The sequence below is a fragment of the Oceanobacillus sp. NCCP-135 genome (assembly GCF_059698015.1).
This window is the reverse complement of sequence record NZ_BAAKSZ010000009.1, coordinates 18,833-33,002: the sequence shown is the minus strand read 5'-3', so window position 1 is coordinate 33,002 and position 14,170 is coordinate 18,833. Positions and strand designations below refer to the sequence as shown.

19 protein-coding genes are annotated in these 14,170 nt (G+C 35.3%); all 19 read right to left on the bottom strand.

The annotated features are described in order from the left end of the window. Positions 1-135 precede the first annotated feature (135 nt). Positions 136-1,215: a flagellar biosynthesis protein FlhB gene (gene flhB, locus AC6HVZ_RS08495; protein ID WP_497557717.1), complete on the bottom strand. Its 1,080-nt coding sequence runs from the start codon at positions 1,213-1,215 to the stop codon at positions 136-138. Between the two features lies 1 nt (position 1,216). Further along, complete coding sequence (gene fliR, locus AC6HVZ_RS08490; protein WP_497557716.1) at positions 1,217-1,996, bottom strand: flagellar biosynthetic protein FliR; 780 nt, start codon at positions 1,994-1,996, stop codon at positions 1,217-1,219. A 3-nt stretch (positions 1,997-1,999) separates the two neighbouring features. Further along, complete coding sequence (fliQ, locus tag AC6HVZ_RS08485) at positions 2,000-2,269, bottom strand: flagellar biosynthesis protein FliQ (RefSeq protein WP_497557715.1); 270 nt, start codon at positions 2,267-2,269, stop codon at positions 2,000-2,002. Positions 2,270-2,306: 37 nt separating this feature from the next. Beyond that, the gene (gene fliP, locus AC6HVZ_RS08480) at positions 2,307-2,972 is read right to left on the bottom strand and encodes a flagellar type III secretion system pore protein FliP (RefSeq protein WP_497557714.1); all 666 of its coding nucleotides are present in this window, start codon (positions 2,970-2,972) and stop codon (positions 2,307-2,309) included. Then, complete coding sequence (locus AC6HVZ_RS08475; RefSeq protein WP_497557713.1) at positions 2,965-3,597, bottom strand: flagellar biosynthetic protein FliO; 633 nt, start codon at positions 3,595-3,597, stop codon at positions 2,965-2,967. Before AC6HVZ_RS08475 ends, fliP begins: the two co-directional genes overlap by 8 nt. A gap of 40 nt (positions 3,598-3,637) precedes the next feature. After that, a complete protein-coding gene (locus AC6HVZ_RS08470; RefSeq protein WP_497557712.1) occupies positions 3,638-4,000 on the bottom strand; it encodes a response regulator in 363 nt (120 codons plus the stop codon). A 25-nt stretch (positions 4,001-4,025) separates the two neighbouring features. Further along, the gene (gene fliY / locus AC6HVZ_RS08465) at positions 4,026-5,144 is read right to left on the bottom strand and encodes a flagellar motor switch phosphatase FliY (protein ID WP_497557796.1); all 1,119 of its coding nucleotides are present in this window, start codon (positions 5,142-5,144) and stop codon (positions 4,026-4,028) included. Next, the gene (gene fliM / locus AC6HVZ_RS08460; protein WP_497557711.1) at positions 5,134-6,132 is read right to left on the bottom strand and encodes a flagellar motor switch protein FliM; all 999 of its coding nucleotides are present in this window, start codon (positions 6,130-6,132) and stop codon (positions 5,134-5,136) included. Before fliM ends, fliY begins: the two co-directional genes overlap by 11 nt. A 36-nt stretch (positions 6,133-6,168) precedes the next feature. Then, the gene (fliL, locus tag AC6HVZ_RS08455; protein ID WP_497557710.1) at positions 6,169-6,588 is read right to left on the bottom strand and encodes a flagellar basal body-associated protein FliL; all 420 of its coding nucleotides are present in this window, start codon (positions 6,586-6,588) and stop codon (positions 6,169-6,171) included. Beyond that, positions 6,581-6,799 (bottom strand): flagellar FlbD family protein, encoded by a 219-nt coding sequence (locus AC6HVZ_RS08450; protein WP_497557709.1) that lies wholly within the window; start codon positions 6,797-6,799, stop codon positions 6,581-6,583. The genes fliL and AC6HVZ_RS08450 overlap by 8 nt, the downstream gene beginning before the upstream one ends. 48 nt (positions 6,800-6,847) lie before the next feature. Beyond that, positions 6,848-7,687 (bottom strand): flagellar basal body rod protein FlgG, encoded by an 840-nt coding sequence (gene flgG, locus AC6HVZ_RS08445; protein WP_497557708.1) that lies wholly within the window; start codon positions 7,685-7,687, stop codon positions 6,848-6,850. Positions 7,688-7,770: 83 nt separating this feature from the next. After that, positions 7,771-8,145, bottom strand: a complete 375-nt coding sequence (locus AC6HVZ_RS08440) for a TIGR02530 family flagellar biosynthesis protein (RefSeq protein ID WP_497557707.1) — start codon at positions 8,143-8,145, stop codon at positions 7,771-7,773. Position 8,146: 1 nt separating this feature from the next. Beyond that, a complete protein-coding gene (gene flgD / locus AC6HVZ_RS08435; protein WP_497557706.1) occupies positions 8,147-8,632 on the bottom strand; it encodes a flagellar hook assembly protein FlgD in 486 nt (161 codons plus the stop codon). Between the two features lie 9 nt (positions 8,633-8,641). Then, positions 8,642-10,012 carry a flagellar hook-length control protein FliK gene (locus AC6HVZ_RS08430; RefSeq protein WP_497557705.1) on the bottom strand — a complete coding sequence of 457 codons (1,371 nt, stop codon included), beginning with the start codon at positions 10,010-10,012 and terminating at the stop codon, positions 8,642-8,644. A 36-nt stretch (positions 10,013-10,048) separates the two neighbouring features. Next, the gene (locus tag AC6HVZ_RS08425; protein ID WP_497557704.1) at positions 10,049-10,642 is read right to left on the bottom strand and encodes a MotE family protein; all 594 of its coding nucleotides are present in this window, start codon (positions 10,640-10,642) and stop codon (positions 10,049-10,051) included. A gap of 5 nt (positions 10,643-10,647) precedes the next feature. Beyond that, positions 10,648-11,094, bottom strand: a complete 447-nt coding sequence (fliJ, locus tag AC6HVZ_RS08420; RefSeq protein ID WP_497557703.1) for a flagellar export protein FliJ — start codon at positions 11,092-11,094, stop codon at positions 10,648-10,650. After that, positions 11,094-12,413, bottom strand: coding sequence for a flagellar protein export ATPase FliI (fliI, locus tag AC6HVZ_RS08415; protein WP_497557795.1), 1,320 nt, complete (start codon positions 12,411-12,413; stop codon positions 11,094-11,096). The genes fliJ and fliI overlap by 1 nt, the downstream gene beginning before the upstream one ends. A 2-nt stretch (positions 12,414-12,415) precedes the next feature. Next, a complete protein-coding gene (gene fliH / locus AC6HVZ_RS08410) occupies positions 12,416-13,156 on the bottom strand; it encodes a flagellar assembly protein FliH (RefSeq protein WP_497557702.1) in 741 nt (246 codons plus the stop codon). Continuing rightward, the gene (gene fliG / locus AC6HVZ_RS08405) at positions 13,149-14,162 is read right to left on the bottom strand and encodes a flagellar motor switch protein FliG (RefSeq protein WP_497557701.1); all 1,014 of its coding nucleotides are present in this window, start codon (positions 14,160-14,162) and stop codon (positions 13,149-13,151) included. Before fliG ends, fliH begins: the two co-directional genes overlap by 8 nt. Positions 14,163-14,170: the final 8 nt, after the last annotated feature.

Below are 14,170 nucleotides of genomic sequence, written 5' to 3'. Positions count from 1 at the left end.
TCCAAAAAGAACCAGTAAAAATAACATATCGAAATAGGGAATCTTCAACTAAGGACGATATGTACTTTAAAAAAACACTCAAAACTACTCTAACTAAAACTTCTTAGGTATTTATCCTCCTAGTAAATACAATCTTTATGCTTTTTTTTCTAAACTGTATACATATGCCAAGATTTCAGCAACAGCTTGATAGAAATCCTCCGGTATTATATCCCCAATTTCAATTGCACTATGTAGGGCTCTCGCAAGTTGTCTGTTTTCAACTGTTATAACATTATTTGCCTTGGCAATTTCCTTTATTTTTAAAGCTATTTGATCTGCCCCTTTTGCAACTACATAAGGAGCTGCAGCTTTTTCTTCATCATATTTAATGGCAACTGCATAATGTGTAGGGTTTGTAATTACAACATCTGCTGTTGGCACCTCACTCATCATACGCCTTGTTGCCATTTGCCTTTGTCTTTCTTTAATCTTAGATTTTATTAAGGGGTCTCCTTCGATATTTTTATATTCATCTTTAACATCCTGCTTTGACATTTTCATATTTTTTTCAAAATCATAGCGTTGATAAGCATAATCAAAAACAGATAAAAAAAGTAGTGCAATGGTTGCAGAAATTCCCATGATCACCGTCACTCTTCCAAAAAAAGCTAAGGAATTTTCAGCATTTTTAAAAGAAAGCATCATCATTTCATCTTTGTAAAGCCAAATAACCATAAATGTAATGATACCGATAAAGACTATTTTTAAAAATGATTTTAGTAATTCAACGATCGCTCTGATTGAAAATATTCGTTTTGCACCTTGAATTGGATCGATCTTTTTTAGATCAAATTTTAAAGGTTCTGTCGTGAACAAGAATCCAATTTGCATTAGATTAGAAGCGAATCCCGCAATAATGGCAATAATCATAATTGGTGCAAGCATTTTTGCAACTTCGATTGTCGCTCCGGAAAAAATTTGATGCACACTGTTTTCCGTCACTTCCCAGTGAATAAATTCTGTAAAAGTTTGTTCATATAATGTTGTCATACTCCCTTTCATTGCATTACCAAAAACAATCAATATAATAAACACAAATAGCAGAAGGAAAGCAGTATTGACATCCTGACTCTTAGCAACCTTGCCTTTTTTTCGCTCATCCTGTCTTTTCTTTGGAGTTGCTTTTTCTGTTTTTTCACCTGCAAAAAATTGTAGATCCGCCTTTAATTGCAAGTTAAGCACCTCCGAATAGTTGCATTAGTCCTCGCATCGCATCAAACATTGTTTCGAATAAACTTTTAACCAGAACAATATACAAACTTAGGAAAAATAAAATTACAATAAAACTGACTAGAATTTTCAAAGGCAGACCAACAACAAATACATTTAACTGTGGAACAACTCTAGCTATTATCCCTAGAGCTACATCCACCAGGAACAGACAGCCTACAATAGGAATAGCCATTTGAAACGCAATGAGAAACATATTATTAAATGCATCGATAACAAAATCCGCAATTGTTCGATCCGCAAAAGGTATAAATGCATCTATTGGTATAAAATGATAACTGTTAAAAATTCCATCGATTAGCAAATGATGGCCATTAACCGATAATAGAAATAACAATGCAATAATATAAAAATATTGACCTGTTAAAGGACTTTGAGCACCTGTTTGTGGATCCATTACATTTGCAATGGCAAAACCCATTTGAAAATCAATAAACCCCCCGGTAATCTGTACAGCTGATAAAATAATATAGGCGATTAATCCAATTAATAAACCAACAAGTGCCTCTTTCACAATTAAAAAAACATACATTTCATCAATTAAAATAGTTGTTGCATCAACTGTATAAAACATAATAAAAGCTAAAAAGAAACTAAATCCTATTTTAAATGGCATTGGTATTGTACGATACGAAAATAAAGGAAGTGTCACAAAAAAAGCAATCACCCGGACAAAGATGAGTAAAAATACAGGAATACTATTTATATTAATTACCTCAAGCATAATTTAACCTACAAACTGATTTAAATTTTGAAATAACTCGGTGGTAAACTCAATCATTTTTGTCAGCATCCAGGGGCCAAAAAAAATAAGTCCTACTAAAACAGCTACTATTTTGGGAATAAAGGCTAGGGTTTGTTCTTGTATTTGTGTTGTTGCCTGAAATATACTTACAAGCAGTCCAACAGCAAGGGCGAGAATTAGCAACGGTCCAGATACTAGTAAGACCGTATAAATTCCTTTCTCAGCCAATGACAAAACAAATTCATTACTCAAGCAACATAACCTCCTTCTCCTTTATCTTAAGTCAGCATTAAAACCCGTCCAACAAGGAATGAGTAATCAAATACCATCCATCAACCAAGACGAATAATAATATTTTAAACGGCAATGAAATCATTACTGGCGGTAACATCATCATCCCCATTGACATTAAAACACTTGCAACAGCCATATCAATAATTAAAAATGGGACAAAAATCATAAAACCCATTTGAAAGGCTGTTTTTAATTCACTGATGGCAAACGCTGGAATAAGTGTGGTTAACGGAATATCTTGTAAACTCTTAGGCTGATCCAGCTCAGCATAATTTATAAACAATCCCAGATCTTTTTGCCTTGTATGTTTTGCCATAAACTCTTTCATTGGAATACTTGCTTCCTCATATGCTTCATCCAAGGTGATTTCTTGATCAAAAAGCGGTTGTAATGCACCATCATAGACCTCTCCAAATACTGGTGCCATAATAAAAAATGTAAGAAATAAAGCAAGTCCAACAAGTACTTGATTTGGTGGCATTTGCTGTGTTGCTAATGATGTTCTGACAAATGACAATACAATTATAATTCTGGTAAAACTGGTCATTAAGATTAATATACTTGGCGCTAATGATAGAACAGTTAATAATAGAATTAATTTAACAGATGTCGAAACGTTTGAAGGATCTGAACTGGAAAACATATCGATAAATTCATTCATGATTATCATCCTTGGGTTTCTGTTGATTGATTAGTTTGCCTCTGTTTTTTCTAAGCTTATCCAGTTCACTAGAAAATAGATTTTTAAAATCCTCTTTCGCTTGATTATTACTATTACTTTCCTCCTTAGCCTTTCGCTGAAAAAATGATGCTACGAGTGCACCGGCATTATAATTACCAGTTTCCTGCTTACGCTCTAATAAATCTTTCTTCATTTCTTCGTCGGTAATCTCTTGAAGCATTTCAACATTTTCTCCAACACCTATTAAATACAATCGATTTCCGATTCGAACAATCTGGATTGATTTATTCTGTCCAACTGAAATTCCACCTAAATTCTCCAAAGCCTTTATTTGTTGAAATAGTTTATTACGTTTATTCAAAAACTTTAATAGTAAATAAATAAGTGCAAGTACAAGCAATAATGCAAAAACCATTTTAACCAAATCAAATAGTAATGACCCATTGCTTCCAATCGTTTCTTCAGATTCATTTTCACTAGACTCAGACTCAGTTGGTGTTGTCTTGTTATCCTTATCTTTATAATCTGCATCCTTCAACCAATCATCGACGGTATTTGCTTCAACCTGAACAGCAAAACCAATGGTGAGGAAAAAACCTATCATACAGATACTACATATTCTATTCAACATACCCACTCGTTTCTTAACTTATAGCCTTTTGGATTGCTTCAATTACCCTGTCTGCCTGGAAGGGTTTTACGATAAAGTCCTTCGCTCCAGCTTGAATGGCATCAATGACCATTGCTTGCTGTCCCATTGCTGAGCACATAATTATTTTTGCTTCAGAATTTATTTCTTTTATTTTCTTTAACGATGTAATTCCATCCATTTCAGGCATGGTAATATCCATCGTGACAAGGTCTGGTGATAAGTCTTTATATTTCTCGACTGCATCTACCCCATCCTGTGCTTCACCAACTACTTCAAATCCATTTTTTGTCAAAATATCTTTAATCATCATACGCATAAATGCTGCATCATCTACAATTAAAATACGCTTTGCCATTTTTAAATCCCCCTAGAACAAAAAATTATTTTAGTTTCATTAAACGGTCAGTTTGACTTATTATATCTGTAACCCTGACCCCAAAGTTTTCATCGATTACAACAACTTCTCCTTTAGCTATCAGTTTTTCATTTACTAAAATATCCACAGGCTCACCTGCTAATTTATCCAATTCGATAATGGAACCAGAGGATAAATCAAGGATATCCTTGATCGTTCGTTTTGTTCTTCCTAGTTCGACAGTAACCTTTAACGGTATATCCAATAACAAGTCAAGGTTGCGCTGTTCTGTTTTGTTTAATTCTACTTGATGAAACGTTGAAAAATCTGCTTGCTGAATCGTTGAATTATTTTGATCAATATTACTTCCTAAATACTGTGGCATTTCCTGCTTCGTATCTATTTGTTCTTTAGGTTTAGTAATCTGTTCAACAGGTTTTTCTATTTCCTCCACCGCAGCTGCTGCTTCACTTTCGGCAGAATCATTAAGTAATTGATCAACAAGATGTCTTGCAAAGTTAATTGGGATTAACTGCATAATATTTGAATCTATTAAACTTCCTACTTTTAACTGGAAGAATACCTTCACATAGGCATCTTCTTCAAAAATAGTTCCATCATCTTCATTTTTGATGATAGGTGGTGAAATATCTATTTTTTTATTGAAAACGGTAGACATACTTGTGGCTGCAGCACCCATCATTTGATTCATCGCTTCCTGTACGGCACTAAGATGAATATCATTTAGTTCCTCAGCGGGTGCTGTACCATCCCCGCCCAGCATAATATCTGAAATAACTGCAGCATCCTCCGCTTTAATCACGAGTAAATTATTACCAGTAAAACCTTCGATATAATTCACTTGAATACTTACAGGCTCAAAAGTAAATTCTTTATCTAATTCATTCTTTTGTATAACAGAAACCTTAGGTGTAGTGATTTCCACCTTTTGATTTAACAGCAGAGACAATGTTGTTGCAGAACTGCCAAAGGAAATATTGCCAATCTCCCCCAGTGTATCCTCTTCAATCGTGGATAAATACGCAGTATCATCATTATGTATAGAATCGTCATTTTCTGCTTTCGTACTAATATTTAAAAGTGCATCAATTTCCTCTTGAGAAAGCATACCATCATTCATTATTTACGTTCACCCCTTTAATTTCTTCCAATACTTGTACTGACATTTTATTTTTATACTTGCCAGGCTGCACATAAAATTTAGGCTCATTATTAACTGCCAATATAAGTGGATGATCAATTGGTTGATTTAATGTTATTACATCATTTTTATTTAAATTTAAAAATTGCTGGATATTGATGCTTGCTTCGCCTAAAATTGTTTTTGCTTCAATTTCAGCATGTTGAATACTTTTAGAAAGCTTTTTATATGCATCTATATCCCTGTTCTTTGTAGTCGTCTGCATCCAGTAGTGTACGGATAATTTTGAAACAATCGGTTCCAGTACAATATGCGGAATACAAATGTTAATCATCCCACTCGTTTCTCCAATTGCTGTATTTAGTGAAACCACAACGACTGTTTCATTCGGTGACACCAATTGTAAAAACTGTGGATTTACTTCAAAATCTTCCAGTATTGGATCTATTTCTACAATAGAAGACCAAGCTTCCTGCAAATTACCTATCGCTTTCTCAAAAAGCTGTGACATCAATATTGTCTCAATTTCTGTTAAACTATCTACTTTATTAACACTATTGCCCTTTCCTCCGAGAATCCGATCCAACAAGGCATATGCAATATTGGGATTTACCTCCATGATCAGTCTTCCATCAAGCGGGGCTACACTATAAACATTCATCACAGTCATCTTAGGAACAGATCTGATAAATTCCTCATATGGTAACTGATCTACGGAAGCTACGGAAATATTAACATATGTTCTTAACTGTGCGGAAAAGAATGTTGTTAACAAGCGTGCATAATTTTCATGAAGTCTCGCTATACTTCGAATTTGATCTTTAGAAAAACGGAGTGCTCTCTTAAAATCATATACACGTACTTTTTTTTCATTTTCTTCATTTTTTAACTCGTCTGCATCCATCTCACCTGAAGTAATTGCGGATAGCAGTGCATCAATCTCATTTTGTGAAAGAATCTCATCCACCAAAAACACTCACCTCCATACTGGAGTATTCCTTCTTCATTATTGAAGTATTTTATTTATGGTATAAACATCTGTTATTCTGCCATCTGTCATTACCTCATTTAACTTTGTCTGTACAACATCTTCCAGGTTGGACAGGCCTGATTTAAAATCTTCTTCTGTTAATTTCGCCAATTCTTTTATTAAGATATTTTTCAATTGAAAATCACGTTTGCTTATTTCTTCTTTAGCATCTTTTCCATCTGTCAAAATTTGAAATTGGATCCGGACAAAGCTACCATCTTGCAGATCTGTCGTAACCTCTGGAGATTGGTAGGAATGCTTTACGATCTCATCAATAGAATCAGCTTGTCCTTTATGTTCTTCTCCATTTACGCCCCATATGACAACCAGTGCAATTGAGCCTCCTATTAATAGAATTGCTAAAGACGTAACCATTGTTTTTACCAATCTATTCACCAGTCTCACCTGCCTTACTCATTGCTTTTTGAATTCCGATTTCCTGATAGTATGCTGTAATTTTATGAACAACTTCTCCCTCAGCATCTTTAACAATCAGTTTCTTTCCACTAGATAATGTAATGGTAGTGTCTGGTAATGATTGAATTTGTTCTATCATTACCGCATTCAAACTAAAGACATCACCATTTAAACGTGTTAGTTGAATCATAATGTTGGCGGGAGCACCTTACCTATTTAGGCACCCCCTACCTCCCTATTATCGTTTTAAGTTAACAAGCTCCTGCAGAATCTCATCAGATGTTGTGATAATTCTAGTATTTGCCTGGAATCCACGCTGCGCTGTGATCATTTCTGTGAATTCTTCAGCAAGGTCAACATTGGACATTTCGAGAGCACCGCTGATGATGGATGCAGTACCTTCAGATTCTGGTATAAATAAACCGCCTTCTTCACCAACATTTAAACCAGCATTTGGTGAATCAATAAATAGGTTACTTCCAGCCTTTTCAAGACCTGCTGGATTGGAAAAACTCGCCAATAGTATTTGTCCTGCTACTATTGTTTCATTCTGATCATTTACATAATTAACAGTACCATCTGTTTGGATGCTGAAGCTATTTGCATTTTCAGGTATACTCAAATTACCTATCATATTTGCTAAATTTCCATTCTCATCTGCAGGAAATCCTCTAAGATAATACCCATCTGGATTAACAATATTATCCTCATCATCTAAATAAAAATTACCTGCCCGTGTATAATACCTTGAACCATCTTCATCTTCTAAGACAAACATCCCGTCCCCTTCCAGTTGAAGATCAAGCGGAATATTTGTTGTTTGACGAAATCCCTGTGTATGAATATTATCAATAGAACCCATCTGTGAGCCCAAACCAACCTGCATTGGGTTAACCCCACCACGGTTATCTGTTGGCCCTTGAGCACCGGCAGTTGTTTGACTCATCATATCCTGAAAGGTAACTCTTCCTTTTTTAAAGCCTGCTGTATTCACATTGGCAATATTATTACCAATAACATCCAGCTTTGTTTGAAAGTTTTTCATACCTGAAATCCCTGCATACATTGAACGTAACATTTTATTTTTCCCCTTTATTGGTTAAATTTTAATTGCTGTATCCATCAGTCAACAGCTTTATTGGCCTCCCAAAAGGGTCCAGCCTAGTCGTTTATTAAAATTGTTCCATTTATGTTTGTGAAAATTCTGCTTGTTGCCTCTTCACGATCCATTGCAGTTACAACCGTATTATTTTTTGCACTTACAAGTAAAGCCGCATGATTCATCACAACTAATGAATCAGTTATGCCTTTTTGCTTTGCTTCCATCATTTTTTCGCCAATTGTCTGCCACTGCTGCTCATTAATATGAATATTTCTTTCATGCAAACGCTCTGTAGCATGTTTGCTGATTTTTAAAGCTTGCTGTTCTGCTAAAATATCTTTAAAATTTGGATTCGATTGATTCAATTTCGGTTTTTGTACAGTTGGAAATTGCAAAACTTGCTGCTGTGGTACTTGATGAATCCGATGATCCATATTATTCACTTCCTTCGTCCGGTAACTCCGCTTCCTCGTTTGCTCCATCAGAATTTGGTGTACCAATTTTCAAAATGGCATCAGCATATATTTTTTCACCATTCTTAAGTTCTAATATAGCCCAGCCTTCTTTTTGACTGACAGCAACAACACTACTTGTTTCCACCTCTAATTTCTCTCCGGTTTCTTGATCATAAGCCTGGTAGGAAACCTCTTTACCAATCATGTGACTATATTGAATAACCGGCGAAATTAACTGACTCTGAACAAGAGCTTCAATTGAACTTGCCATATTCATCGTTTGTTCTAATTGTGAGAATGTAGCCATTTGCGATATAAACTCACGGTCATCCATTGGACTTAATGGATCCTGGTTTTGTAGTTGCGTCATTAATATTTTTAAAAATTCATCCTTGCCAAGATCTGGACTTGGCGTTCTAGAAGTATTCTGATTACTTAAGTATAACGATGGATCTATTGTTGTCATAGCAATCACCTACACTTTCTCATTCATTAATAAATCATGAAATGTTGTTTCCAAATTTTCCCCTGATTGTTGCTTGCCATTTTTATCTGGGTGCTCAGATTGATTTTGCTCATGATCCGCTAATTGCTCATCATTTTTATCCTTCTGCACATCCGGACCTTGTTGTACTGTTGCTTCCTGTTTTTCAACCACTACCTGATGTGGTGAAAACATATTTCTTAGTTGATGCAAGTTCGATTCAAGCATTTCTTTAGCAGCTTGAGATGTAACCAACATTTTCACAGCCATTTCTCCATTTATCTGTGTAAAACGCACCATCATTTCTCCTAAGTTATCCGGGCGTAATGCTATAGTAAGTTGATTCTTCCCATTTGACATACTTAAAAATCTACTCGATTTCATTATCTTCTCAAATTGTTCGATTACCTGCTGATTATCAGTCTGTGAGCTTTGTGTTTGATTCAGATGAATAACAAACTGTTCCAATCTAGAAATAGGCTGTGTTGATGTTGTAATGGTTTGTTGAGTAATTCCTCTATCGATCTGACCATAATTTTCCAAGGCTTTCGATATCCATTTTGCTACATCCACATTTGTCACTTTAGCATCACTATTGTATTGGTGCTTCTGAGCCAATTGATTCCTCTTTTGAAAAGCTTGCAGCAAATTGGTCCAAACAGTTTGCTCTTTAGCAGCTTCATTTTTTAATGCTCCATTTACAGCATCTAATACATGACTTTTCGCCATTCTTTTTTCCAATGCTGTCCATTGCTGTAATAACTCTAAAATCTTCGGTGCTGCTTTTGTGATATCTATTTGGTTATTCATTTGAGTTAAAATTGCTTCCACCTTGGCAAAAATATCAGTAAATTGCTTTTGTATTAGAGTCATATTCGCTTGATCAACATTTCCTTGGCCAAGTACAGGAATTACCTGCTTATGTAACAGATTATCAAAATTAATTTTTGTTTTAACTTTTGATAATAAAATATTATTTACCATTTTTTCTAATTCTTCCGATCCTATTGTCATGTTCTTGAATAGGGATTGTAATTCTGCTGGCAAACTATCAATATTTACCATATTCCATTCAAGATCTGCTTCATCTGTTAATTTACTTAAGTAGCTGTGCAGTTCATCTGATCCATTTACCATGGAACGCAAAATTTCCTGTAAATCTGATAATAAGTTATCCGTCTTTTTCAGACTCAGATCATTTACTTGTAACCTATTACCAGCTGCTTTCTCCCGCTTAGTTTGTACATCACCTAGCAATGACTGAAATAAAACCGGGTTTTCGCCTGTGGTTTTCCCTTTTGAATCGCCCTGCAGTGTTATCGGTGATTGTACGGATTGGAATAGCATTCCCATAGCGTTCATTTTTTCTCTCACCCCCTTTCAAGTGATCACTCCTTATCATTCACCACTATTTATAAACAACTGTGTTAAATCTGCTGCATTCTCTACATCCATTGCTTCCAGAATTTCACCACGGACTTTATTTGACACTTCTTTTAAGATGGAAACGGCAGTGTCCTTATCCAAATTTTGAATAATTAATGCAGCCTGTTCATTATCCATATCCTTAAAAGAACCCGAAACTGTTTTAACTGTGCTGTTTGTTTGTTGCTCTTCATTATCAGCCTCCGGGCCTGCACTGGTAATATTGTTTTCCAGCTTGACTATTTCCTGCTCCAAATGTTCTATCGTTGCTTTTAGATCACTGTTTTCCTGGCTTAATGCTTGAATTTCTGCATCTTTATTATCTATTGTAGCCTGCGCTTTTTCTGTTTCAGGTTCATTATTTTCTTCTTCTGGTGTTGTGATTAAAGATGAAATGACTGGAATATTATTACCCTTTTCCTTTGCCCAATCGATTACATTAACACCTGCAACCGATAATATAATAATCGTTAAGGTTAATACGACTGCGATTGGAATAATTATTGCAAAAAGAAACCAAAGAACTGGATTCATTTTTTTCTTTTCTGCTGTATCTTGCCTAGTCATTAGCGTCACCTGTTTTTATTAGTTAGATATTGTTGGATCGAAATCTCATCCATTGCTAAGTTTTCCATTTTTCTTTCCGTGTCTTCTTTTGCTTTCTTTCGTATATCAATGATTCTTTCATATTTCTTTACCTCTATATGTGCATCTGTTAATTGCAATTGTCTGGATTCCATAGCTGTTCTTGCATGTTGCACATCTTGCTGTAGACTCATAATTTGCGTATTTAACTTTTCAATATATGCTATCTGTTCTCTAATTTTATCCAATGATGTGGTTGTCGTTATATATTCTTCATAGCATTCTTCAGCTGATTCCTTTTTTCTTAATAATGTATATAGTTGTGTTGCTACCTTTTCGAAAAAATCCATGGACTGATGATACGCTTTTTCTGCATCATTTTTTTCCTTTTCATATACATTCAATATTTTTGATAATACGATAGTTTCAGCCATTAATCAGTACCTCCATAAATCAAAGCTTTCATCTTTTTGATAGATTGATCGAGGGTTACATCTTCGAATACTTCCTGTTTTAAAAATGCCTGTATTTTTGGGTAATATAAAATTGCTTTATCTATTTCGTGATCTGTCCCGCGTTTATATGCGCCAATTTGAATCAATTCACTATTTTCTTCATATGTAGCCATAAGCGAACGTATTTCCTGGGCGATTTCCTTATGATCCTCACTTGCTATTTGATTCATCACTCTGCTTATTGATTTAAGAATATTAATTGCTGGAAATTGACCACGCTCAGCCAATTTACGATCCATTACAAAGTGACCATCAAGTATTCCTCTGACTGTATCTGCTATCGGTTCATTCATATCATCCCCATCAACGAGTACCGTGTAAAACGCAGTAATCGTTCCATGCTCATTCGTACCAGTTCGCTCCAATAGCTTTGGCAACGTTGCAAAAACGGAAGGCGGATATCCTTTTGTAGTCGGTGGTTCCCCTGTTGCGAGTCCTATTTCTCTACTTGCCATTGCAACCCTCGTAACCGAGTCCATCATTAAATTTACCTGTAGGCCAAGATCACGAAAATATTCACTAATCGCAGTTGCTGTATAAGCACCTTTGATCCGCATCAAAGCTGGTTGATCTGAAGTAGCTACAACAACAATTGACTTTTTTAGTCCTTCTTCACCTAGATCATTTTCAATAAATTCTCTAACTTCGCGGCCACGCTCACCTATCAGTGCAATTACATTGATATCTGCATTGCTATTTCTGGCAATCATCCCAAGCAAGGTGCTTTTTCCTACCCCACTACCAGCAAATATGCCAATTCGTTGGCCTTTTCCAACTGTTAAGAGGGAGTCAATAGCTTTAACGCCAACCTGGATAGGTTCAGCTATTAGTGGACGCAGCATTGGATTTGGCGGTGACTGTTCTGTTAAGTAATTTGTTAATCCTTTCGGCAAAGGGGAATCATCTAGTCTCTTTCCCAATGAATCAACAACTTTCCCAATTAGTCCACGTCCAACTTTTATACTCAATGCTTTACCGGTAGATTCTACTAAACAACCAGAGCCAATTTCCGTTACTTCCGAGTATGGCATTAAGATGATTTTTTCTTTATTAAAACCAACTACTTCACAAAGTATAGGCGCTTTAGTATTTGTAGATGCGTGTATATAACATACCTCACCAATATTTGCTTCTGGCCCCCGTGATTCAATCATAAGTCCAACCACACGTAACACTTTTCCATATCGTTTGTAAGTATCTGCATGATCAATGGCAGAAAGATAAGGATTTATATTCATACTCATGAATTATTCTCCAATGCTATTTCATGTAAAACAGAACGTAATTGCTGTAATTGTGTATCAATACCAGCATCTATTTGGCCAAATGGATGCTGGATTATACAACTATTTTCAACCATCTCTTCCTTTATGTAGATAGATAGTTTTGTATCATCTTCTAAAATATGAACCAATTCATCTTTTTGCTGTAGAACAAATTCATAATTATTCGGATGCAGATATATAGATATAACAGATTGATCTTTTAACTCTTTTATAGCAGCCTTTACAATTGGCAAAAACAATGCTGGTTCTTCTCTAATCTGTTGTTTGATAATTTTCTCTGCCGAATACAAGGAAAGGGTTAGGATCGTTTTCTCACTTTTTTCAATGGTGGAATAATAATCTTTTATTGCCAAATCCGTAATTGAATTTGCCTTTTCCAATACCTGTTTATATTGTTTAAGACTTTCTTCTTTTCCAAGTGAAAAACCCGCACGATACCCTTCTTCTTTTGCTATCTCGATATATTGTTGTTTTTCATTGTCCCAATTGCTTTTTTCATTCTCGATTACTGCTTTTGTTTCATTAATAAGTTTTTCTTTTTGTTTTATAATACGTTGTAATTCATCCTTTTCTCCTTGCAGTTGATTCTGTATATCATTATTTTCATCACTCTCTTTTAGAGTAGACTCATTTTGGGGTAGCTCTATTGGCTTAATTCTTATCACTTTACTAGGATAGTTCTCGATATCAGACAATAATATCGTCACCCCCACCGCGTGCTATAACAATTTCTCCAATATCCTCCAGTCTTCGGATAATAGAAACAATCCTGGTTTGTGCTTCTTCAACATCTTTTAATCTTACAGGCCCCATATATTCCATTTCTTCTTTAAAAGTTTCGGCCATTCGCTGTGACATATTTTTAAAGACAATATCTTTCACCTCATCACTGGCAACCCTTAGTGACAGGCGCAAATCTTCATTTTCAACTTCACGTATTACTCGTTGAATTGCCCGATTATCCAGGATAACAATATCTTCAAATACAAACATGCGTTTTTTAATTTCGTCAGCTAGTTCAGGATCTTGAATTTCAAGTGCATCAAGTATTGTTCTTTCTGTACTTCTGTCCACACCATTTAAGACTTCAACTACAGCTTGTATCCCACCAGTCTGTGTATAGTCCTCTGTTAGCGAAGAAGAAATATTCCTTTCAAGCACTTGTTCTACCTGGCTGATAATTTCAGGTGATGTAGAGTCCATTGTCGCAATACGTTTTGCTATATCTGCCTGCATTTCTTGTGGCAATGCAGATAATATTTGCCCTGCCTGCTCAGAATCAAGATAGGATAAAACTAATGCAATCGTTTGCGGATGTTCTCCTTGAATAAAATTTAAAACCTGTTGTGGATCAGCCTTTCTAGCAAAGTCAAATGGCCTTACCTGCAGGGAAGATGTCAAGCGGTTTATAATAGTTGTAGCTTCCTGTGCACCAAAAGCTTTTTCTAATACCGTTTTCGCATACCCTACTCCCCCTTGTGAGATATAATCCTGTGCCAAAGCTATTTGGTGAAACTGATCAAGAACATCCTCTTTTAAACTGGAATCTACTTTTTTAACAGATGAAATCTCCAAACTTAATTTCTCAATTTCCTCTTCTGTTAAATGTTTATAAACCTGTGCTGATACATCTGGACCTAAGGAGATTAAAAGAATAGCTGCCTTCTGTTTTCCTGTTAATGCACTTTTTGTTCTTACCATTTAAAATC